23 protein-coding genes are annotated in these 21,125 nt (G+C 65.6%); 11 read left to right on the top strand and 12 right to left on the bottom strand.

The genetic code is table 11. The features are described 5' to 3' along the window. Positions 1-2: 2 nt before the first annotated feature. Genes JNE37_RS07025 through cobJ form a run of 3 tightly spaced genes read left to right on the top strand, consistent with a single transcriptional unit; the run spans position 3 to position 2,646 of the window. Positions 3-548, top strand: coding sequence for a precorrin-8X methylmutase (locus JNE37_RS07025; protein ID WP_203065779.1), 546 nt, complete (start codon positions 3-5; stop codon positions 546-548). Next, positions 545-1,276 (top strand): precorrin-2 C(20)-methyltransferase, encoded by a 732-nt coding sequence (locus JNE37_RS07020; protein ID WP_203065778.1) that lies wholly within the window; start codon positions 545-547, stop codon positions 1,274-1,276. Before JNE37_RS07025 ends, JNE37_RS07020 begins: the two co-directional genes overlap by 4 nt. Next, a complete protein-coding gene (cobJ, locus tag JNE37_RS07015) occupies positions 1,264-2,646 on the top strand; it encodes a precorrin-3B C(17)-methyltransferase (protein ID WP_379124950.1) in 1,383 nt (460 codons plus the stop codon). The genes JNE37_RS07020 and cobJ overlap by 13 nt, the downstream gene beginning before the upstream one ends. A 76-nt stretch (positions 2,647-2,722) precedes the next feature. Here the strand turns inward: cobJ and JNE37_RS07010 are convergent, their stop codons facing one another. Beyond that, on the bottom strand, positions 2,723-4,450 hold the full coding sequence (locus JNE37_RS07010; protein WP_203065777.1) for a TadG family pilus assembly protein: 1,728 nt from the start codon (positions 4,448-4,450) through the stop codon (positions 2,723-2,725). After that, positions 4,450-4,869: a TadE/TadG family type IV pilus assembly protein gene (locus tag JNE37_RS07005; protein ID WP_035095971.1), complete on the bottom strand. Its 420-nt coding sequence runs from the start codon at positions 4,867-4,869 to the stop codon at positions 4,450-4,452. The genes JNE37_RS07010 and JNE37_RS07005 overlap by 1 nt, the downstream gene beginning before the upstream one ends. 191 nt (positions 4,870-5,060) lie before the next feature. On the opposite strand from JNE37_RS07005, the gene JNE37_RS07000 reads away from it, so the two are divergent. After that, positions 5,061-5,834: a copper homeostasis protein CutC gene (locus JNE37_RS07000; RefSeq protein WP_203065776.1), complete on the top strand. Its 774-nt coding sequence runs from the start codon at positions 5,061-5,063 to the stop codon at positions 5,832-5,834. Here JNE37_RS07000 and JNE37_RS06995 read toward each other — a convergent pair. Then, positions 5,822-6,787 (bottom strand): helix-turn-helix transcriptional regulator, encoded by a 966-nt coding sequence (locus tag JNE37_RS06995; RefSeq protein ID WP_203065775.1) that lies wholly within the window; start codon positions 6,785-6,787, stop codon positions 5,822-5,824. The genes JNE37_RS07000 and JNE37_RS06995 overlap by 13 nt on opposite strands. Before the next feature lie 95 nt (positions 6,788-6,882). Between JNE37_RS06995 and JNE37_RS06990 the strand changes: the two genes are divergently transcribed. From JNE37_RS06990 to JNE37_RS06980, 3 genes are read left to right on the top strand one after another with little or no spacing between them, the layout of a single operon-like run. Continuing rightward, positions 6,883-7,101 carry a hypothetical protein gene (locus tag JNE37_RS06990; RefSeq protein WP_203065774.1) on the top strand — a complete coding sequence of 73 codons (219 nt, stop codon included), beginning with the start codon at positions 6,883-6,885 and terminating at the stop codon, positions 7,099-7,101. 12 nt (positions 7,102-7,113) lie between these two features. After that, positions 7,114-7,806: an NIPSNAP family protein gene (locus JNE37_RS06985; protein ID WP_203065773.1), complete on the top strand. Its 693-nt coding sequence runs from the start codon at positions 7,114-7,116 to the stop codon at positions 7,804-7,806. Positions 7,807-7,825: 19 nt separating this feature from the next. After that, entirely contained in the window at positions 7,826-8,314 is a 489-nt protein-coding gene (locus JNE37_RS06980) for a hypothetical protein (RefSeq protein ID WP_052014997.1), read from the top strand. Here JNE37_RS06980 and trhO read toward each other — a convergent pair. After that, on the bottom strand, positions 8,292-9,311 hold the full coding sequence (gene trhO / locus JNE37_RS06975) for an oxygen-dependent tRNA uridine(34) hydroxylase TrhO (RefSeq protein ID WP_203065772.1): 1,020 nt from the start codon (positions 9,309-9,311) through the stop codon (positions 8,292-8,294). The genes JNE37_RS06980 and trhO overlap by 23 nt on opposite strands. 72 nt (positions 9,312-9,383) lie before the next feature. Between trhO and JNE37_RS06970 the strand changes: the two genes are divergently transcribed. The 3 genes from JNE37_RS06970 to JNE37_RS06960 all read left to right on the top strand — a co-directional run bounded on the left by JNE37_RS06970 (position 9,384) and on the right by JNE37_RS06960 (position 12,642). After that, positions 9,384-10,409 carry an aldo/keto reductase gene (locus tag JNE37_RS06970; protein WP_203065771.1) on the top strand — a complete coding sequence of 342 codons (1,026 nt, stop codon included), beginning with the start codon at positions 9,384-9,386 and terminating at the stop codon, positions 10,407-10,409. 102 nt (positions 10,410-10,511) lie between these two features. Continuing rightward, a complete protein-coding gene (locus tag JNE37_RS06965; protein WP_203065770.1) occupies positions 10,512-11,783 on the top strand; it encodes an O-antigen ligase family protein in 1,272 nt (423 codons plus the stop codon). Continuing rightward, positions 11,776-12,642, top strand: a complete 867-nt coding sequence (locus tag JNE37_RS06960; RefSeq protein ID WP_203065769.1) for a glycosyltransferase family 8 protein — start codon at positions 11,776-11,778, stop codon at positions 12,640-12,642. Before JNE37_RS06965 ends, JNE37_RS06960 begins: the two co-directional genes overlap by 8 nt. A gap of 45 nt (positions 12,643-12,687) precedes the next feature. Here JNE37_RS06960 and JNE37_RS06955 read toward each other — a convergent pair whose 3' ends face one another. The 7 genes from JNE37_RS06955 to rpmI all read right to left on the bottom strand — a co-directional run bounded on the left by JNE37_RS06955 (position 12,688) and on the right by rpmI (position 18,857). Next, positions 12,688-13,530, bottom strand: coding sequence for a capsular polysaccharide synthesis protein (locus JNE37_RS06955; protein ID WP_203065768.1), 843 nt, complete (start codon positions 13,528-13,530; stop codon positions 12,688-12,690). Beyond that, on the bottom strand, positions 13,527-15,950 hold the full coding sequence (gene pheT / locus JNE37_RS06950; RefSeq protein WP_203065767.1) for a phenylalanine--tRNA ligase subunit beta: 2,424 nt from the start codon (positions 15,948-15,950) through the stop codon (positions 13,527-13,529). Before pheT ends, JNE37_RS06955 begins: the two co-directional genes overlap by 4 nt. Next, entirely contained in the window at positions 15,947-16,579 is a 633-nt protein-coding gene (locus JNE37_RS06945; protein WP_203065766.1) for a 3'-5' exoribonuclease, read from the bottom strand. Before JNE37_RS06945 ends, pheT begins: the two co-directional genes overlap by 4 nt. Then, positions 16,572-16,982: an ASCH domain-containing protein gene (locus tag JNE37_RS06940; RefSeq protein ID WP_203065765.1), complete on the bottom strand. Its 411-nt coding sequence runs from the start codon at positions 16,980-16,982 to the stop codon at positions 16,572-16,574. The genes JNE37_RS06945 and JNE37_RS06940 overlap by 8 nt, the downstream gene beginning before the upstream one ends. Beyond that, positions 16,982-18,115: a phenylalanine--tRNA ligase subunit alpha gene (gene pheS / locus JNE37_RS06935; protein ID WP_203065764.1), complete on the bottom strand. Its 1,134-nt coding sequence runs from the start codon at positions 18,113-18,115 to the stop codon at positions 16,982-16,984. The genes JNE37_RS06940 and pheS overlap by 1 nt, the downstream gene beginning before the upstream one ends. Before the next feature lie 114 nt (positions 18,116-18,229). Then, positions 18,230-18,631, bottom strand: a complete 402-nt coding sequence (rplT, locus tag JNE37_RS06930) for a 50S ribosomal protein L20 (protein ID WP_035029382.1) — start codon at positions 18,629-18,631, stop codon at positions 18,230-18,232. 25 nt (positions 18,632-18,656) lie between these two features. Next, complete coding sequence (rpmI, locus tag JNE37_RS06925) at positions 18,657-18,857, bottom strand: 50S ribosomal protein L35 (protein ID WP_035029380.1); 201 nt, start codon at positions 18,855-18,857, stop codon at positions 18,657-18,659. 230 nt (positions 18,858-19,087) lie between these two features. On the opposite strand from rpmI, the gene JNE37_RS06920 reads away from it, so the two are divergent. Next, positions 19,088-19,714, top strand: coding sequence for an NADPH-dependent F420 reductase (locus tag JNE37_RS06920; protein ID WP_035029377.1), 627 nt, complete (start codon positions 19,088-19,090; stop codon positions 19,712-19,714). 33 nt (positions 19,715-19,747) lie between these two features. Here JNE37_RS06920 and rlmN read toward each other — a convergent pair whose 3' ends face one another. After that, positions 19,748-20,758, bottom strand: coding sequence for a 23S rRNA (adenine(2503)-C(2))-methyltransferase RlmN (rlmN, locus tag JNE37_RS06915; RefSeq protein WP_203065763.1), 1,011 nt, complete (start codon positions 20,756-20,758; stop codon positions 19,748-19,750). Between the last annotated feature and the right edge of the window lie 367 nt (positions 20,759-21,125).

Below are 21,125 nucleotides of genomic sequence, written 5' to 3'. Positions count from 1 at the left end.
ACGTGCTCGACTACATCCGTGACGGCGCCGAGATCTATCGCCGCTCCTTCTCGATCATCCGCGAGGAAGCGGACCTGTCGGCCGTCCCTGCCGATCTCGAAAAGCTCGCCGTGCGCGTGGCCCATGCCAGCGGCATGGTCGATGTCATCGCCGACCTGCGCGCCTCGCCCCGGGCCGGCGCCATCGGCCGCGCCGCCCTCGCTGCCGGCGCCCCCATCCTCTGCGATTCCGTCACCGTCCAGCGCGGCATCACCCGCTCGCGCCTGCCCGCCGACAATGTCGCCACGCTCCTGGCCGAGGCCGATACCCTCGATGGCGCCGTCATCGCCATCGGCTCGAACCCTGCAGCCATCGCCACCATCTGCGCCTCAGGCGCATGCCCCGCGCTGATCCTCGCCTTCCCTGCCGGTTTCGATGAAGCCGCGCCCGCCAAGCAGGCTCTCGCCGAAAACGAAGCCGCCATCCCCTTCGTGACCCTTCTCGGCACCCGCGGCGGCACCGCCATGGCGGCCGCAGCGGTCAACGCCCTGGCCACAGAGCGCGAATGATGGCTGGCAAGCTCTTTGGCCTCGGCGTCGGCCCGGGCGATCCCGAACTCCTGACGCTCAAGGCCCTCAACCGCCTCAAGGCTGCGCCCGTCATCGCCTTCTTCGCCGCCCGCGGCCGCAAGGGCAACGCCTTCGCCATCGTCGAAAGCCACCTCGCGCCGGCCCAGCAATTGCTGCGCCTCGAATATCCGGTGACGCGCGAAAAGCTGCCCGAAGGCCAGGATTACGAGACCATCCTCGGCGGCTTCTACGACGCCTCCGCCGATGCAATCGCCCGCCACCTCGATGCCGGCCGCGACGTCGCCGTCATCTGCGAGGGCGATCCGCTGTTCTACGGCTCCTACATGTATATCCACGATCGGCTGGCCGCCCGCTACGACACCGAAGTCGTGCCCGGCGTCAGCTCGATCTTTGCCGGCGCCGCCGTCCTCGGCACGCCGCTCGTCTATCGCAACCAGAGCCTGAGTGTCCTCTCGGGCACCCTCTCGCCCGACGATCTGCGCGCCCGCCTCTCGCAGGCCGATGCCGCCGTCATCATGAAGCTGGGTGGCGGCAATCTCGCCAAGGTCCGCGCGACCCTTGCCGAACTCGGCCTCCTAGCCCGCGCCCTCTATGTCGAGCGCGCCACCATGGCCGCCGAGCGCGTGCTGCCGCTGGCCGAGGTCGATCCCGAAACCTCGCCCTATTTCTCGATCATCCTGGTGCCGGGTCGCAAATGGCTCAGCTGACGCCCGCCATCTTCGTGCTCAACGCCGCCAGCCTTGAAACCGCCCAGCGCATCCAGTCCGCGCTCCCCGGCGCGCGCATCTTCGGGCTCGAAACCCGCGTCATCGGCGCCGATGTCACCATCGCCAATTTCGGCGATGCCCTGCGCGATGCCTATCGCGAAGATCGCCCGATCATCGCCCTCTGCGCCGCCGGCATCCTCATCCGCGCCCTGGCGCCGCTGCTCCAGTCCAAGCTCGCCGAGCCGCCCGTGCTCGCCATCGCCGAGGACGGCTCGGCCGTGGTGCCGCTGCTGGGCGCCACGCGCGGCGTCAATGCGCTGGCCCGCACGATCGGGGAGGCCCTCGCCACCCGCCCGGCCATCACCACTACGGGCGAACTGCGCTTCGGCATCAACCTCCTCAACCCGCCGCCCGGCTACCAGCTCCTCAATGCCGCCGCCGCCAAATCCTTCGTTTCCGAGCTGCTCTCAGGCCGCCCGGTGCAGATCGACGGCGATGCCCCCTGGCTCGAATTTTCCGGCCTCACGGTCGATCCCTCGGCGCGCCTGCGCATCCGCATCGTCGACGCGCCCGCCGAAGCCGGCCCGGACGAACTGGTCTATCTCTACCGCCCCGTCGCCGGCCGTCTCGCCGTCATCGGCCTCGGGCCGGGCGACGCCGCCACGCGCACGCCCGAAGTCACCGCCGAATTGCGCGCCGCCACCGACATTTTGGGCTACCAGACCTATGTCGACATGGCCGGCCCCTTCCGCCCCGACCAGCGCCTCCATCCCTCCGACAACCGCCAGGAATTGCAGCGCGCCCGCGCCGCGCTCGATCTCGCCGCTTCCGGCCGCCGCGTCGTTCTCGTCTCCTCGGGCGATCCCGGCATCTTCGCCATGGCCGCCGCCGTCATGGAAGCGCTCGCCGCCGAGGACAACCCGGCCTGGCGCCAGCTCGACCTCTCCATCCTCCCCGGTATCTCCGCCGCCATGGCCACCGCCGCCCGCGCCGGCGCGCCCTTGGGGCACGATTTCGCTGTCCTTTCGCTCTCGGATAACCTCAAGAGCTGGGACATCATCGAGCAGCGCCTTGCCGCCGCGGCCGGCGCCGATTTCGTGCTCGCCCTCTACAATCCCATCTCCAAGGCCCGTCCGCACCAGCTCGACCGCGCCCTTGAAATCCTCCGCCGTTTCCGCGAACCGGGCACGCCTGTCATCGTCGGCCGCGACATCGGCCGCCCCGCCGAAACGCTCTCCATCCTTACCCTGGGCGAACTCACCAGCGCCGCCGTCGATTCCCGCTCCACCCTCATCATCGGCTCCTCGCGCACCCGACGCCTCCACGCCACCGGCCACGACTGGGTCTTCACCCCACGCTCCTACGACTAGCCGGGCACCGTGGTGCAAGCGCCCTCTGCACTTCCCCGGCCGAAGAGCCGGGGTTCATGCGAGTGGAGGCTGCTGATCACCCCACCAGCACCGGCGGCGCGCAGCGCACGCCATAGACCCGCACATCTGCCTCGCCGACCTTCACGCCCAGCGTGCTGAGCAGCCCCGACAGCACCGGATCCAGCGCTGCGCCCAGTGGCGACAGCAGGTTGGTGAGCCCGGTCGCTGCCAGCACGTTGCTCAGGAGCCCACCCAGCAGCCCCAGCACCTTGACGTCGAGCGTCAGCGTCGAGAGCAGCGAGGTCATCAGCGATTGTGCGATCGTCGTCGTCGAGACCGACTTGATCGTCCCCGCCGCGATCTCTGCCGACGAAAACGTCACGAGCTTGGGCTGCATCTGCGCCACCTGCACATGCGCCGATCCTGTCGCGGTCAGCACCCCCAGAACATTGATGAGCCTGGCTTCGCCCACGGCGGGGAACGCCCCGAAATTGGCCATGGCGGCATCGCTCACCTCGCCCAGCACGATCCGCGCCGCGCCCGGCCGCACCGCGATGGTGGCCGTGCCGCTCGTGGCATTGCCCGCCGGGCACGTCGCCGCCACTGCCTGCGCCTCGGCATTGGCCACTTCCACATAGATGGGCACATCGACGTCGAACACGTGCTGGATGCCCAATAGGCTGAGCACCGAGGCCACCAGCCCCAGGTTGAGGATATCGAGCGACATCTTCACGTTGACCTTGAGCCGCACCTGCGCCGTCCGCACGATTGTCCCGGCAGGCCCGATCGCGTACCAGCTCCCGCTTTGCGGCGGCTCACCTACGGCGAGCTTCACATTCGCTCCCACCAGTCCCGGTACGCTGATCCCGGCATTGAGCGCCACCTGGTGCGTGCCATCGCTCAGCGCCGCGCTCACCGAGAGCATTTCGAGCGCCGAGACCTTGGTGAAAATCCCGGTCTCCCCCGTGCCCAGCGCCAGGTTCGCATAGCGCCCGAGATCGAAGAGCTTGCCGATCTCGACCTTGCCGTTGTGCCCGGCCGCCGCCGCTATCGTCTGCATCGCCGTCTTCTCGGTGCCGTTGAGCGTCGCCGCCAGCGCCCTGGCGATGACGCCGTGGTCGGCCTTGGCCCTGAGCACGTCGGCATAGGTGCCCGCGGTGATATTGAGCTCGCTCGCCAGCGCATCGAGAAAGCTGAAGGCACTGACCCTGGCATTGAGCAGCGCATTGTAGGAGGCCGCCGCGATATTGATATTGGTGCCCAGCAGGCCGTTAAGCAGCGCATTGGCCACGCCGTCCTTGAGGCTGAGCAGGCGCGAGCCTACCGAAAACGCCACCTCCGGCGTCGTCGTCGCCACAGCCTCCACGCTCATCATCGGGGGCTCGCTCCAGAGCCGCGCGAAATAGAGGCCCCCGCGCTGCCGGTAGCGCACCCGCACCGCGTTGTAAGGCGTCAGCCCTGGCTTGAACCGCTGCGCCGCCGGCTGGCTGGCGTCGGCCACATATTGCCCGGCCTCGACCATCATGCTCCTGGGCGAAAGCGGATCGTTGAGCCCGGTCTCGATCCCCGTGATCAATCCCGCCTCGATCAGCGCCCCGCGGGCGATGCTTGTCGCATTGGAGGGATCGCGCGCTGCCTGCAGCGCCGCCAGGTCCGCGCCCGATTGCATCACGCGCCGCTCGTAGTAGAGCGAGCCTTCATCGATCGCGAAGGCGCAGGCTATGGCGCCAAGGATCAGCGCGCCGGCGAACATCACCGCCATCGAGGCCCGCTCGTCCCGCAGGAATGCCGCGAGCAGCCGCATCAGATTCCCCCTTTGCGGATCACCGAGGTGAAGCCGATGACCTTGCCGGGCGAGGGCAGGGGGATGCCCAGGTTCCAGATCGGCAGGTCCGAGGCGTCGTAGCGTACCGTCACCATGTATTGGCTGGCATCGCTCGGCTTGTCGCCAATCCAGTAGCTGACCTTGCGCCCGTCGATGAACACATAGTCCCGCGCATTGTTGTCGATGAAGGCTTTGACGAGGCTGTTGCGCTCTCCGGCATTGAGCCCGGCGATCGAGGTGCGCGCCGCATCCGCCGCGATCTGCTGCACCGAATGAGCAGCGCCGAAATAGATGCCATAGGCCAGCATCCCCATCAGCATCAGCAGGAAGACCGGCGTCAGGATCGCGAACTCCACCGCCGCCACGCCCTCCACGTCTGCCCGCCACCGCGCCATCATGTCGTGCACCCAGCTTGACCTGGTGCCATGTTTCGGCCGTCCGGTCTTGCCGAGGCCTCAACGCCGGCCTCCCGGAAACTACGGATGCCCCCTCCGTGCATATCTGCCACGCCCCAAAGCCCCTGCCTCGCGCGGCGGGGTGGCGCTAGCATTCAAGATGCGAGTGACCAATCTGAAGCCAGGTGTGCGAGATGACCAAGCCCAGACTCCCCCGGATCGAAGTGTGTGTTGAAGGCATCGATGGCCTTCTGGCAGCGCAGAAGGCGGGGGCGGACCGGGTCGAGCTCTGCGCCAGCCTCCTCGAAGGCGGCCTGACGCCCTCGATCGGCGTGGTGCGCGAAGCCCTCAAGCTCTCGACCATTCCCTTCAACGTCATCGTCCGTCCGCGCGGCGGGGATTTCCTCTATTCCGAGCAGGAATTCCAGAGCATGCTGCGCGATGTCGAAGCCCTGCGCGACCTCGGCGTCGCCGGCGTCGTCATCGGTTGCCTCACCGCTGAGGGCCGCGTCGATGTCGAGCGCACCCGCGCGCTCGTCCGCGCCGCCAAGCCGCTCACCGTCACCTTCCATCGCGCCTTCGACATGACCGTCGATTACCGCCAGGCCGTCGAGGACCTCGTCCATGCCGGCGTCGATCGCGTCCTCACCTCCGGCCAGCGCCGCACCGCGCTCGATGGCCTCGATATCCTCAAGGACACCGTGTCTCTCGCCAATGGTCGCCTCGTCGTCATGGTCTGTGGCGGGCTCAATGCCGGCAATATCGCCGACGTGCTCGACCGCACCGGCGCGCCCGAGGCGCATTTCTCGGCCGGCAAGACCGTGCCCTCCGGCATGGCCTTCCTCAATCCCTTCGTCGGCATGGGCGGCACCTCGCTCGAGCGCGAATACCAGCTCACGCTGACCGACGAATCCGCCGTCCGCGCCACCATCGCCGCCGCCCGCGTGCGCGAGGTTCAGCCGGCATAGAGCGCCCAGAGCTTTCGCGCCATTTCGGCCATCCGGCTGCGCAGTTCGGGTGGCTCCAGCACCACGATCTCGCAGCCGATCTTGGTCATCTCCCGCGCCGCCCAGCCGATTTCCTCGATGGGGATGGTGAGCGTTGCCCAGCCCTCGGCATCCGGCTCGATCTGCGCGGCCTCGACGGCGCTGCGCACCACCTGGCTGACATCGAGCAGCCGCTTGCGGCCGATCTCGGATGCCCGCACCAGCGCGGTATCGACATAGATGTCCTTTTCGAACTGCAGCGTCGCCTGCTCCCAGTGCCCGGGCAGGTCGAAATCGTCGGGCCGCTCGAAACGCTCCTCGGTCATGATGAGCGCCAGGATATTTGAGAGCCTGTAGGTGCGGATGGCGCCCTCGCGCCGCGCCACCACGTACCAGATGCCGCCCTTGAGCACCAAGCCCAGCGGTTCGAGCACGCGGTCGGAAACACCCGTCCAGCTCTCGTAGCGCACATGGATGCGGCGCTCGCTCCAGACCGCATCGGCCACCGATTTGAGGTGTTCATGCACGCGCCCCGGCTGGAACCAGCCTTTGGGGTCGAGATGGAAGCGCCCGCTGATTCGCCGCGCCTCGTCCTGCCAGTCGGCGGGCAGGGCCGCCAGCAGCTTGAGTTCGGCCGCGGCCATGTCGTCCGATAACCCCAGCTCCGCCGCCGGCCCGGGCAGCCCCGAAAGGAACAGCGCCTTGGCTTCCGGCGCTGTCAAACCGGTCAGTCGCGTGCGCCAGCCATCGAGCAGCGCAAAGCCGCCATTGCGCCCGGTTTCCGCATAAACCGGCACGCCCGCCGCGCTCAGCTGGTCGATGTCGCGATAGATCGTGCGCACCGAAACCTCGAGCTCCTCGGCGAGTGTTTCCGCACTCAGCCGGCCTCGGGATTGCAGCATCATCATGATCGAAAGCAGTCGGCTCGCTCGCATTTTTTGAGCCTAGCATAAAAGGCTGACATTGGATGTCAGCCTTTGCGGAATAAACTTCGCTTCCATCGCTGAACCAGTTCAGGAGCTAGCGAAAAATGTCCGTTTCCTACCGTGAAATCGCCATCGCCTCCCTCTCCTCGCTCTATGCCTGCGACAAGGGCCCGATCCTCTTTCTTGATCCCGAGCTGGAAGCGCTCCTGCGCGCCGGCTGCATCGAGGAGCGTCCGGCACAGGTATTCGTAGCCCTGCGCAATCTCGCCCGCCGCCTCGAACAATTGCTCACCAGCGCCGTCGCGCGGCGCGCCGTGCTCTAGGGGAGAGTTGTCATGAACGCCACGCTGCCCGTCGTCGAACTGCGCCGTTACACCCTCCATCCGGGCCAGCGCGACACGCTCATCGATCTCTTCGAGAACGAGTTCCTCGAAAGCCAGGATGAGGTCGGCGCCCACGTCCTCGGCCAGTTCCGCGTCGAGGGCGCGCCCGACCAGTTCGTCTGGCTGCGCGGCTTCGAGGATATCGCTCACCGTCGTCCGGCGCTCGAAGCCTTCTATCAGGGCCCGATCTGGCGCGAGCATCGTGACGTCGCCAACGCCACCATGGCCGACAGCGACGACGTGCACCTGCTCGCCACCGTCTCGCCCGAGGACGGCTTCCAGCGCCCCAACCGTCCGCGCCGCCCGCGCGGCGCCTTCGCCACCAACGGCTCGCGCTTCATCGTCATGCTCTATCGCCTGCGCGACCCGGAGCAGGGCGGGGCATTCGACCAGCGCCTGCGCGAAATCCTCGCCGAAACCGGCGTCGATCCCCTGGCCAGCTTTTCGACCCTCGATGTCGAGAACGACTACCCCGCGCTCCCCGTCCACGCCGACGACCCCGTCCATGTCGTGCTGCTGCGCTTCGACAATGCCGTCGGTCTCGAAACCTGGCTGCAGGCTCCGCCTGCCGCGCTTTCCGATTTTCTCAAGTCACCGCCTGAAACCCTGATTCTCCAACCCACCGCGCGCTCGCTGTTGCGCTGAGCTGAAAGGGCCCCTCCCGATGAACTACCACCCGACCGACTTCGCCGCTCCCACCGGCACCCTCTCCGATTTCGATTTCCTGCACGGCGACTGGACCGTCACCAATCGCCGCCTCAAGCAGCGCTTCGCCCAGAGCGAGGATTGGGATGAGTTCGAGGCCGATTTCCACTGCGAGCCGCGGCTCGATGGCGGCGCCAATATCGACCAGATGGATGCGCCCACGCGCGGCTTTTCTGGAATGACCCTGCGCCTCTTCGACCGCGCCAGCCGGCGCTGGGCCATCTATTGGGTCTCGAGCCAGCAGGGCACGCTCTTCCCGCCCGTCCAGGGCGGCTTCATCGGCGATCACGGCGTCTTCGTGGGCCGCGACACCGATAATGGCGTGCCGGTCAATGTCCAGTTCTTCTGGACCCGGCTCGGCCCCGATGCAGCCCGCTGGAGTCAGGCCTTCTCCCGTGACGGTATCGTCTGGGAGACCAACTGGGTCATGAATTTCCGCCGTCGCTGACCGGCGCCTTGGTCGCGTCCTGGCTCGCCTGACGGCGGGCCTTTTTCTTTTCGAGGTTTTCCTGGGCATGGGCGGCAGCCTCGTCGCCCATATGCCGCTCCCCGCGCGACCTGGCGATCTCGATCTGCCGCTGCCGCTCGCGCGCCCCGCTTCTGGGGGCATCGGCGCAATGGGCGCAGCAGATGCCCTCGCGATAGTCGGGATGTGCCCGGTCCGCCGCCGTCAGCGGTCGACGGCAGCCCCGGCAGAGCGTGGCGTCGCCCTCGGCCAGCCCATGGGTGACCGAAACCCGCTCGTCAAAGACGAAGCATTCGCCCTGCCAGCGGCTCTCCTCCTCGGGCACCGTCTCGAGATATTTGAGAATGCCGCCCTTGAGGTGGAACACCTCTTCGAACCCCTTGGAGAGCAGATAGGCCGATGCCTTCTCGCAGCGTATGCCGCCGGTGCAGAACATCGCCACCTTCCGGTCCCGCTCCGGATCGAGGTTCTTGGCCACGAAATCCTTGAACTCGACGAAGCTGCGCGTATGCGGGTCGATCGCGCCCTCGAACGTCCCCAGCTCCGCCTCGTAGTCGTTGCGCGTGTCGAGCAGCACCACGTCCTCGCGCCCGATCAGCGCATTCCAGTCCTCGGCCGCCACATAGGTGCCCACCGCCTCGCTCGGCTTCACCTCCGGCGCCCGCAGCGTCACGATCTCTTCCTTGACGCGCACCTTCATGCGCAGGAACGGCATGGCTTCGGCCTGGGAGAACTTGAGCTCGGCCCCCTGGAACGGAAACGTCTCGTTGAGATGATCCACCAGCGCGTCGATCGCCTCGGCCGTACCGGCTACCGTGCCGTTAATGCCTTCCTCGGCCAGGATGATCGTCCCGCGAATGCCGCGCGCGCAGCAGAATTCCGCCAGATCCGGCTTCAGTCTTAGGAAGCCGGAAAAGTCGGCGAATTTGTAGAAGGCGGCAACCTTGAAGGCCGCGGGCGAAACATGCAGATTGCTCATGGGCGGCGTTCTAGCACCGCTCATTCCATCGCGCTATCGCGAGAGCCCCGCTTCTCTTGCCTGGAGGATATCATGACCTATCGTGCCCATTCGGCGCGCTACGACACCATGCAGTACCGGTTCACCGGCCGTTCGGGCCTCAAGCTGCCGGTCATCTCGCTGGGCCTCTGGCAGAATTTCGGCGGCACCCGCGACTATCCGAGCGCCTTCGAGATCCTGAGCTACGCCTTCGACTCGGGCATCACCCATTTCGACCTCGCCAACAATTACGGCCCGCCCTACGGCTCGGCCGAAGAGCTGTTTGGCGATGTCCTCGCCCGCGATTTCCGCCCCTATCGCGATGAGTTGATCGTCTCGTCCAAGGCCGGCTGGGACATGTGGCCCGGGCCCTATGGCAATCTGGGCTCGCGCAAATACGTCATCGCCAGCGCCGACCAGAGCCTCAAGCGGCTCGGGCTCGACTATTTCGACATCTTCTATTCCCACCGCTTCGATCCCAATACCCCGCTCGAAGAGACGATGGGCGCGCTCGCCCAGCTCCACCGGCAGGGCAAGGCCCTCTATGTCGGCATTTCCAACTATCCGGAAGCGCAGACCCGCGAGGCCTACCGCATCCTTGCCGACATGGGCGTGCCGCTCCTCATCCACCAGCCGAGCTATTCCATGCTCAATCGCTGGATCGAGAACGACCACACCATCGATGCCCTTGGTGAGTTGGGCGTCGGCGTCATCGCCTTCTCCCCGCTGGCCCAGGGCCTCCTTTCGGGCAAGTACAACGGCCGCGCCGACCTCGTCGGCACCCGTGCTGCCGAAAACTACTCGCTCTCCGCCCGCGCCATCGAACCGCGCCTGCTCGACGCCACCGAAAAGCTGGCAGCCATCGCCAGGGCTCGCGGCCAGACCATGGTCCAGCTCGCCCTCGCCTGGGTCCTGCGCCGCAAGGAAATGACCTCCGCCCTGATCGGCGTCCGCACGCTCGAACAGCTCAAGGACAATCTGGGCGTCCTCGCCAACCTCGAACTCAGTCCCGAGGACCTCAAGGCGATCGATGAGGCCACCAAGGGCGCCCAACTGGACAATTATCCGCTCAAGCGCTAGCGATGATCCGCCTCCTCCGGGAGGCGGAATTCTTTTGGCGGCCGGAAAGCGGGCTGGCGGGTGACTCGCTAGCCGCCGGCCCATCTGGCGGAGCCCTCCTTGTTGACGAAGCAATTGGCCAATCTCTCGGCGGGCGCCGCTCTCGGCGGCGGGCTGGTGATCATCTGCCTCTGGCCCGAACTGGCCAATATCTCGGTCATCGTCGCCCAGGTCCTCGCCCTGGGCATCTGCTTTTTCACCCGCAGCTGGGCCGACCTGCGCCGCCCCGCCGCAGCCCTCCCGCTCATCGCCGCGGCCCTCCTCCTCTTCGCCTTCGGCATCACCGCCACCTCCCCCCTCCACATCGCCTCCATCCTCGTCTTCGCCCCGCTCTTCCTCATCGGCCCCCTGATCACCGTCTTCAGCCGCACAAGCTTCCGTATCGGCCCGGGAATGATCGGCACGCTGGCCGCGATCGGGGCAGGGCTCGCGATGCTGGTGGCGATCTACGATGCCTTCGTGCTGCACTCGCTACGGGCGGGCGGTATCGTGGCCAATCCGATCCATTTTGCGGATGTGGTTGTGGCGCTTGGTTTCCTCAGCCTCGTAGGGCTGTTCGGAGAGAAGCGCTCGAAATGGGTTGCTGTCGCAGGCGCCCTATTTGCCTTGATAGCCGTCGTTCTCTCCGGCACGCGCGGCGCAATCGTCACCATTATTCCCGTTGCTGGGATAATTCTCGTTCTTGCAGCCCTCTGGGGCGGTCTGGGCCGCCGAAGCTGGCTGGTAGTCGGCGTGCTGGTCCTCATAGCGGTAGGCGGGGTAGTCGGCACAATTCAGAGCGGATGGAGCCCGGTAACTCGCGTCATCGCGACGGCCACGAGCATGCTCGAAACCGGAAAGACCGAGGATAGCTCGGACAACGCTCGGATGCTTATGTACCAGGCGGCCTACAACGCCTTCCTGCAATCCCCGTTCTACGGCCATGGCATGATCGGTTTCACCAAGATCGCAGCCGACACCATGCCGCCGGAACTGAATACGCCCGTTTATGACCACCTTCACAACGACGTTGCCGACTTTGCGGTGACCGGCGGAATAATCGGCGTTATTGCCTACTTCTGCATTCTGTTGTCGCCGATCGCCGAGGCATGGACCGCGAGGGGACCTCATCGACGGTCTGCCCAGCTCGGAGCCATCACCCTCTCCTCCGCCTACCTTCTCATGGGCCTCACCAACGCCACCTTCGGCATCCTGATGCTCACCGTCACCTTCGCCGTGGCCGCTGCGGCCATTGCCCATTTGTCGCGGCTGCCGGCCAGGGACTTGTCTGTCGAGGGAGGCGTGGTAAAGACCCCCGACACCTCCCAAAGGCTAGCGGACGCCCCCATTGCCTGACGCCAAAATCCACATCGCCCTGGCCTTCGACGACAATTTCTGGGCGCCGGCCTATGCCGTCATGCGCTCGATCTGCCTCTTCACCAAGCGCCGCGGTGACCTCGTCTTCCACCTGATCCATCAGCCGATCACCGATGAGCATCGCGCCGATCTGGAGAAGATCTCTGACGAGTTCGGCGCTACGCTCGTCTGGCACGATCTCACCAAGTCCGAGCTCTTCCGCTCGGTCGTCTCCCGCACGCCATCGAGCGATCGCTGGACCAGCGTCGTCTATGGCCGCCTTCTCGTCGATACGCTGGTCGATCCGGACGTGAAGCGCGTGATCTATCTCGATTGCGACATGCTCGTGCGCTCCCCGATCGAGGAGCTTTACGCTGCCGAACTCGGTCCTCACCCCATCGGCGCCGTTCGCGACACGCAGGGCGCCTTCATCGTTGGCGGCAAGGACATCAAGAACAACCGCGATATCTTCGATCCGGCCGACCCCTATTTCAATTCGGGCATGCTGGTGATCGATATCGACAAATGGCGCGCCACCGACATTCCGGCGCGCCTCGAAGAGCTGATCGCCTCAGGCGTCATGTCCCGGCTCTACTACGACCAGGATGTGCTCAATCTCATCTTCAAGAACAATTGGCAGCACATCGCGCCGCGCTGGAACACCATCGACGCCCGCCACCCGCATGAAGGTCTCGATCCGGCGATTCTCCATTACACGGGCCCGTTCAAGCCCTGGCACGTCGTCTCCAACGTCGCCTTCCGCCGCATTTATCGGCACATCATGACCAACGAGCTCTTCTACCGCTTCATGCGACATCGCTGGAAGCGGTGGTGGTTGAAGAGACTGCGGCTGCGCTAGAGCATTTTCAGGAAAGCGACACTACTTTTTCGGTTCGAAAACGCGCTAGAGGGCTATGCCTTCGCGCTCACAGAGCTGCGCCAGGACGCTGCCCTTTTCGGGGATCGCAATCCCCGCCCGCCCGCGATCGGTAAGCTGGCTGCGCCAGATGTGGACGGCGAGGGTGCGCCCGGTGACGGCTTTGTCGATCGATGAACCGGCAAGCATCAGCCCCGGAATGCCCTCATAGGGCACCGGATAGAACACATCGGTCGGCTGCACGAACTCGGTCAGCCCGCGTGCCCGCACGAAATGGGTGAGCGCGAAGGGGCCCGTCGCTCCGTACTGCATGTATTCGGGCGGCACCTTTGCCCCCAGCAGCCGCCGTGCCGCCACTTCCAGCCGTCGGAGCGGCGGCAGGTGCGGCTCGAACAGCGGCCTTTCGCCCTCGTCGAACACCGACAGCAGGTCGTCGAGTAGCGGCGCGTCATGCGGCAGCAGCAGCACCGCGCCGTTAATCGAGCCGCCGGTGCCGTCCGACTTGGGCGGGCGCTCGTAGCCGAAGAGATAGGGCGGTGGGTTGGCGATGGGCTTTACGCAATACATGTCCGCGTCCGCCCAGATGCCGCGCTGCTGGCGCATCAAGCTCATGCGGAAGAGGTCCGAAAACACCCCCGCGGTGCCGCGTCCCTTGTAGAACACCAGTTTTTCGCGCGGCACGATGTCATTGGCGTCGCGCCATTCGACCCCGACCGGGATACCGGCGATCGGCTCGTAGCCGTAAAGATGCACGGGGTGGCCATGCCGCACGAATGAGGTGAGGCAGAGCCGCTCGAGCCAGGACAGCTCGCCGAACCAGAAGGAGGCGATGGGCAGCAGGTTCGTCCCGCTGCCCGCTGCGAGTGTCATTTGCGCAAAGCTCCGCCGGTGGCCTTTTCGACAGCAGCGACGATTGCGCCGGAAACCTTCTCGATCTCCTCGTCGGTCAGCGTCTTGTCCTGCGGCTGCAAGGTCACCTCGATGGCGACGGATTTCTTGCCTTCGCCAACGTGGGTGCCCTCGAAAACGTCGAAAACCGCGACATCGGTGATCAGTGCCTTGTCGGCTCCGCGTGCCGCCTTGAGGATCGTCGCCGCCGTGACGTCACGGCCGACCACGAAGGCGAAATCGCGGCTCAGGGGCATCAGGTCGGAGAGGCTGAGCGCCGGCTTGGCCCTGGTGGCCTTCTTGCGCGGCTCGGGCAGGGCGTCGAGGTCGATCTCGAAGGCCGCTACCGGCCCATCGATATCGAGTTCCTTCGCCCAGGCCGGATGCAGTTCGCCGAACCAGCCGAGAATGACCTTCGGGCCCAGCTGCAGCCGCCCGCCGCGTCCCGGATGGCTCCAGGCCGGTGCTTCGGCCACCAGCTGCACTTTCTCGATATCGACGCCCAGCGCATCGAGCACCGCGCCCAGGTCGGCCTTGGCGTCGAACACGCCCACCGGCTTGCCGTTGCCGCTCCAGTGGCGCCCGGCGCCATCGAAGCCGGCCGTGCCGGTGCGGATGCCCGTGGCGTAGGTATGCTGGCCCTCGGGCTTATCGGAAAGGAAGATCTGGCCGACTTCGAAAAGGCCCACATCGGCAAAGCCGCGATTGGCGTTGCGCGTGGCGGCCGATAGCAGGCCCGGCAGCAGCGACGGGCGCATGTCGGTCATGTCAGAGGCAATGGCATTGGCCAGTTGCACGTCATCGCTACCTCCGCCGAAGCGGGTGGCAAGGTCATGGGAGATGAACGACCAGGTGACAGCTTCGTCCAGCCCGCGTGCCGCCAGCGCTCGGCGCGCGATGCGGCGGCGGTTCTGGATATTGGTCAGCATGCGCGGCGCCACGTGGTTGAGGCGCGGCAGCGGCTCGACGGGGACCTTGTCCACGCCCACCATGCGCATCACTTCCTCGGCGATATCAGCCTTCTGCGTCACATCCGGGCGCCAGGACGGCACGGTGACCTTCACCACCTCGCCCGTGCCCTCGACTTCGAAGCCGAGGCGCGTCAAAAAGTGCTCGGTCTCGGCGCGCGTCACCTCGAGGCCGGTCAGGCGCTTGGTTTCGGCCAGCGGGAACTCGATTTCCGTGTGCGGGCTTTCCACGTGCCCGGCCACGGCTATCTCGTGCACGGTGCCGCCACAGAGGTCGAGCACCATCTGCGTCGCGTATTCGATACCCCACATCACCGATTCCGGATCGACCGTACGCTCGAAGCGGTAGCGGGCGTCCGAATTGATGCCGAGCTTACGGCCCACGGCGGCGACATCGGTCGGCTCGAACCAGGCGCATTCGATGAAGACGTTGACGGTCTGGTCGGTCGAGCCCGTAGCCTCGCCACCCATGATGCCGCCGATGCCGAGCGGGCCCGAGCTGTCGGCGATGACGCAGACGCTCTCATCGAGCTCATAGGTCCTGCCGTCGAGCGCCAGCAGGCTCTCGCCCTTCCTGGCCATGCGCGCCACGATGCCGCCATTGAGCGTATCGGCGTCGAAGACGTGCAACGGCCGGCCGCGGTCGAAGGAGATGTAATTGGTCATGTCGACCAGCGCATTGATCGGCCGCAGGCCGACGGCGCGCAGGCGCGCCTGCAGCCATTCGGGGGAAGGGCCGTTCTTGACGCCGGTGATGAGGCGGCCGGCGAACATCTTGCAGAATTGCGGTTCGTCCGCGCCGAACGAGAGCGTCACCGGAACCGGGCTGGTCTTCTCGCTCGCCGGCACCGGCTTGATCGTATCGGGCTTGAGCTTGCCGATGCCGAAAGCGGCGAGGTCGCGCGCCACGCCGCGCACGGCGGTGCAGTCGCCGCGATTGGGCGTGATCGAGATGTCGTAGACCACGCCATTGAGCCCGGCGAAGTCCACATACTTGGCGCCGACCGGCGCGTCCTCCGGCAGCTCGATGATCCCCGTGTGATCCTCGGAGAGCTCAAGCTCACGCGCCGAGCACAGCATGCCGTTGGAGGCCGACCCGCGGATATTGCCCTTGGTCAGCGTGAAGTCCGAGCCGGGAATATAGGTGCCGGGGAAGGCGAAGACCGTCTTGAGGCCGGTGCGCGCATTGGGGGCGCCGCAGACGACGTCGATCAATTCGCCGGTGCCGGCATCGACCTTGCAGACCCGCAGCTTATCGGCATTGGGGTGCTTTTCGGCAGACACCACATGGGCGACGACAAAATCCCAGAGCGCCTTGCCCTGGTCCTCGACGCTTTCGACCTCGAGGCCGACAGTGGTCAGCGCCTCGGAAATCTCGTCGGCGGAAGCCGTGGTATCCAGATGATCCTTGAGCCAGTCGAGTGTGAATTTCATCGGTACATACTTTCGGTCGCCTCGATCCGCTCGAGGCCGGAGGAAATGGAAAACAGTTTTACCAGCACATTGGCGAAGCCGCGGGCATCGTCGATGGCCTTGTGCGTGTGTTCGATATGGCCGTACCACTCGGCCGGAACGCGCTGCATGCCCCAGTTGAGATAGGGCGCGCCGCGCAGGGCGCCGGCCATGGTGTAAAGGCACACCCCGCCGCCGCGAAAGATCTGCCGCGTCTTGAACGGTCCACCCAGCACGCGCGTGCCGGCGAATTCGTCGAGATAATGGTCCATCCACAGGCCGTCGAAGATCATCGGCGCCGCCGCGAAGACGCGAAAGCCGGGCAGGCTCTCGACCCAGTCGGCATAGCGCGGCATCACGATCTCCGGCGCCTCGGCATTCGTCGTCGCCGCTTCCCAGGCCTCGGGCTGTGTCTGCCACCAGGCCATGGTGGTTTCGTCGGGCTTGCGGTCCTGTCTCGGCTTGAGCACCGCCTCGAACTCGCCGAACCTTTCGCCGGCCGCGCTGATGGCGACCGAGGCAAAGCTGAGCATCGAGGAATGGAGGGGCGTCGGCCCATCCGCCTCGATGTCGGTGACAACGAAAGTGGTCTGCGCTTCGATCTCAGTCACGGGCAAACACCTCAACCACCTTCAGCCGTTCGCAAACCACCATCATGTCCGGCGCGAAAGTGCCGTGGCGGCGGAAATAGTCCTCATGGACGCGCCGCCAATAGTCGAGCGTGCGCTCGCCTTCGCCCTCATCGGCGGCAAAGCGTGCGTCCACCTCGTCGAACCGGCGCAACTCGACCTCGATGGTCTCGATCGCGCAGGCCGGGCGGCCCCTGCCATCGAGCACCACGTCGCGCCGCCCCACAACGGGCATCGGCTCGGCCTCGCCATAGGCGCTGACCGCGTCGCAGGTCGCGGTCTTGGTTCCGGCCAGCACGAGCGCAAGCAGTTCGTCCGCCAGCTCGGGGGAATCCCCGAAGCTGAACGTTACCGCGTTCTCGTAGCCGGCGGGCAGCTGGATCATCAGCTCGAGAGCCCCCCGAACAGCGTCGGCAGGTCTAGCGGGCGGAAGCCGTAATGGTCGAGCCATCGCTTGTCGGCGTCAAAGAACGCGCGCAGGTCCGGCATGCCGTATTTGAGCATGGCGAGGCGGTCGATACCCATGCCCCAGGCAAAGCCCTGGTAGACATCGGGGTCGAGCCCGGCATTGCGCAGCACGTTCGGATGCACCATGCCGCAGCCCAGAATTTCGAGCCAATCCGAGCCTTCGCCGATCTTGACCTCATTGCCGGAGCGGTCGCACTGCACGTCCACTTCCATCGAGGGTTCCGTGAACGGGAAGAAGCTCGGGCGGAAGCGGGTCTTGACGTTGTCGACCTCGAAGAAGGCCTTGAGGAACTCTTCGATCACCCAGCGCAGCTGGCCGATATGGCTCGACTTGTCGATGACGAGGCCTTCCACCTGATGGAACATCGGGGTGTGGGTCTGGTCGCTGTCATTGCGATAGGTGCGGCCGGGCACCACGATTCGGATCGGCGGCTCGACCGTTCCGGTGATGTAATTGGCCGCCGGCTTCTCGTTGGTCCGTTGCATGGCGCGGATCTGCACCGGCGAGGTATGGGTGCGCAGCACCTTGCGCTCGCCATTGGCGTCGGGCTTCAAAAAGAAGGTGTCATGCATCTCGCGCGCCGGGTGCCCTTCCGGGAAGTTGAGCGCGGTGAAGTTGTAATAGTCGGTCTCGATATCGGGCCCTTCGGCGATCGAGAACCCCATGTCCGAAAAGATCGCGGTGATCTCGTCGATCACCTGGCTGATCGGGTGGATACGGCCGCGCGCCGACGGAGCGGGCTGGAGCGGCAACGTCACGTCGACCTTTTCGGCGGCAAGGCGCGCATCGAGCGCCTTTGCGGCGAGCTCAGCGCCCTTGGCGTCGATCAGCGCCGAAATCTCGTTCTTGAGGCCGTTGATGGCGGGGCCGGCGGTCTTGCGCTCTTCGGGGGCCATGCCGCCGAGCGACGCCAGCAGCGCCGAGACCGAGCCCTTCTTGCCGAGGGCGGCGATGCGCGAGGCCTCCAGCGCGCCCTGGTCCGCAGCGCTCGCTATGGCGGCGGTCAGTTCGGCGCGCAGGGTTTCGATCTGGGTCTCAAGGTTGGACATGAGGAAAATTCCGGTTTTCGAGCGTGGGGATGCCTAGCAAACGAAAAAGCCTCGCGCCATCCCCGAAAGGGCGGCGCAAGGCTCTGTTTTGACCTCAGCTAGGCTGAATGGCGCTTAGGCGCCGATGCGGGCCACGGTGGTGTCTTCGACACCCTTGAGGTACCCGAGGGCGGCCTTGGCCTTCTCGACCAGGACGCCGAACGCTGCGGGCTCGTGGATCGCCAGATCCGAGAGCACCTTGCGGTCGACAGCCACCTCAGCCTTGCTGAGGCCGTCGATAAATCGACCGTAGGTCAGGCCGTGCTCGCGCACGGCGGCGTTGATGCGCTGGATCCACAGAGCGCGGAAGTTGCGCTTGTTGATACGGCGGTCGCGATAGGCGTACTGGCCGGCCTTTTCCACGGCCTGCTTGGCAACGCGGATGGTATTCTTGCGGCGACCGTAATAGCCCTCGGCGGCCTTCAAGACCTTCTTGTGACGGGCGTGGGCGGTTACGCCCCTTTTGACGCGTGACATCTATAAGGTTCCTTTCTGCCAGCCGTTAGCGGTTATACGGCATGTACCACTTCACCAGGCCTTCATCGCCCTTCGAGAGCACCTTGGTGCCGCGATTGGTGCGGATGTACTTGGCGTTGTGGCTCATCAGGCGGTGACGCTTGCCGGCAACGCCGGCCTTCACCAGACCCGAAGCAGTGAACCTGAAGCGCTTCTTGGCGCCAGATTTGGTCTTCATCTTGGGCATTTTGCGTGTCCTTTATTCGTGGATCGGTCTTTTTATGGACCCATCGCATTCAAAGACCGCCACGGCATGCCTTTAGGCCGGGCGGTCCGTAAGAAGTGGGCTGTATAGGGTGAGACGCAGCCAAAGGCAAGCGGAGTCTGGTCGCACGAGACCACTTCCCAACGCCCCCGACTTGTCGGCACAATCGAGCCATCCGCTTGCGTATGGCGTCAACCTTGAGGAACAGCCGCATGAGTATCGCAATTCTGGGTTTGGGTAATATGGGCAAGGGCCTGGCCAAGCGCCTGGCCGGCAAGACCGACATCGTCTTCGGCGCCCACGACAATGCTGCCGCTACCACCTTTGCCGGCCTGCTGCCGGGCCACATCAAGGTCGCCAATTATCACGACGCGGCCAAAATCTCCGACATCATCATCCTGGCCCTGCCTTATGCCGCGGCCCTCGCGGAAGCCGGCAGCAACCGCGCCTTCGACGACAAGATCCTCGTCGACATCACCAACCCGGTGAATGCCGATTATTCGGGGCTGCTCATGGGTCACAGCACCTCGGCCGCCGAGGAAATCCAGAAGGCGGCGCCGCGCGCCAAGGTGGTCAAGGCCTTCAACACCATCTTTTCGAGCCTCTTCGATGCGCCGCCCGCGGCGACCGCCAATGTGCCGGTCTTCGTTGCCGGCAATGACGCCGCCGCCGTCGGCATCGTTGCGGCCCTCGCCCGCACGGCCGGCTTTGCCTCCGAAGAAGTAGGCGACCTTTCGCAGGCCCGGCTGCTCGAGCCCCTGGGCATGCTCAACATCCGCATGGGCTTCGGCCTGGGTAAGGGCACCGGCATCGCCCCGAACTGGGTGACGGTCGGCTGACCGGGCGCGGCGCGTCCGGATCGCCGGGCGCGCCTAGGCCGCCAATGCGCGCCCGTTGAGGTCGCGCAGCCAGAGCTGCCCGCAGGCCGCCGAGATGTCGCGCCCCTGCGTATCGCGCACCACCACCGGAATGCCCGCCCGCACCAGCCTTTCGCGGAAGAGCGCCAGCACCCGATCCTCGGTGCGCCCCAGCCTGATGCCCGCCACCGGGTTCCATCGCATGAGGTTGATCCGCGCCCGCTGCCCCGAGAACATCGCGACCAGCCGTTCGAGATCGGCGCGGCTGTCGTTGATGCCGGGCAGCACGAGATAAACGAAGGTCACGTCGCGGTTGTGCCGCTCCGCCCAGGAGAGGGCCCGCGCCACTACCTCGGCCACGCCATGCTTGCGGCTCCCCGGAATCAGTGCCGCCCGGCTCTCGTCGGTCGTGGCATGGAGCGAGATGGTGAGGTTGATCGCCAGGTGCTCCTCGCGCAGCGCCTTGAGCCCCTTGGGGATGCCGATGGTGGAAAGCGTGATGCCGGAACTGGGAAAATCCATGCCCTGCCGGTCGCGCAGGATGCGGATGGCCTTGAGCACGTTCTCGTAATTGTTGAGCGGCTCGCCGATCCCCATGAAGACGATGCGGTTGACCCGCGGCCCGAGCCGCGCCACCTGCTCGACGATCTCGCCCGCCGAAAGGTTGCGCTTGAGCCCCGCCTGCCCCGAGGCGCAGAACCGGCAGGCAAAGGCGCAGCCCACCTGGCTCGAAATGCAGGCCGTGTAGCCGTCATGCCGCCGGATCAGCACGCTCTCGACCGCCACCCCGTCCCGCAGTGCGAAGAGGAACTTCTGCGACCGCGCCCCGCGCTCGCGCGACCTCAGCGTCAGCGCCCGCAGGTCAAATCCCTGCCCCTCGGCCCAAAGCCGCGTTTTGGCCGGCAGGTCGGCATGCGGCGAAAACAGATCCCGATAGGCAATCGCATGCCGCCCGCGGGGCAAGGCGGCGAATTGCGCTGCGGTGAGATCGAGCGCCAGCGGTCTTTTGACAGGTAACGAGGTCATTCAGAGTTTATAACTTACATGTAAGTTATAAACAAGGCGGCCCTATTATCCCCCTATCCGCCGGCAGCGCGACAATACCATTCACCCCGCCGACCAGCCCCGCCGCACCACCCGAAAAAACAAGTGCCGAAAGCCGCCCAAACCTCCGCAAAACCCGCGAAAGATGCGCAAACATTGCCCGAAATTGAGTCAAAATTTAACGATTCGTCGACGGGTGTTGGCCAGCTAATCGTGTTGTATCAGTGACTTAACGTCTGGTGGTTCGCCAAAAAGACCGAAAAAAACGGGACAACACCATGGTGCATTCCTGCCCATGCCGGAGCGCCCTGATCCGGCCCTCTCACCGCCTGTCGGGTCACCATTCGGC

The organism is Paradevosia shaoguanensis (assembly GCF_016801025.1).
In the GTDB taxonomy this organism is placed as follows: Bacteria; Pseudomonadota; Alphaproteobacteria; order Rhizobiales; family Devosiaceae; genus Paradevosia; species Paradevosia shaoguanensis.
Note: the sequence above shows the minus strand (reverse complement) of the source record. Positions and strands in the feature narration are given on the sequence as shown.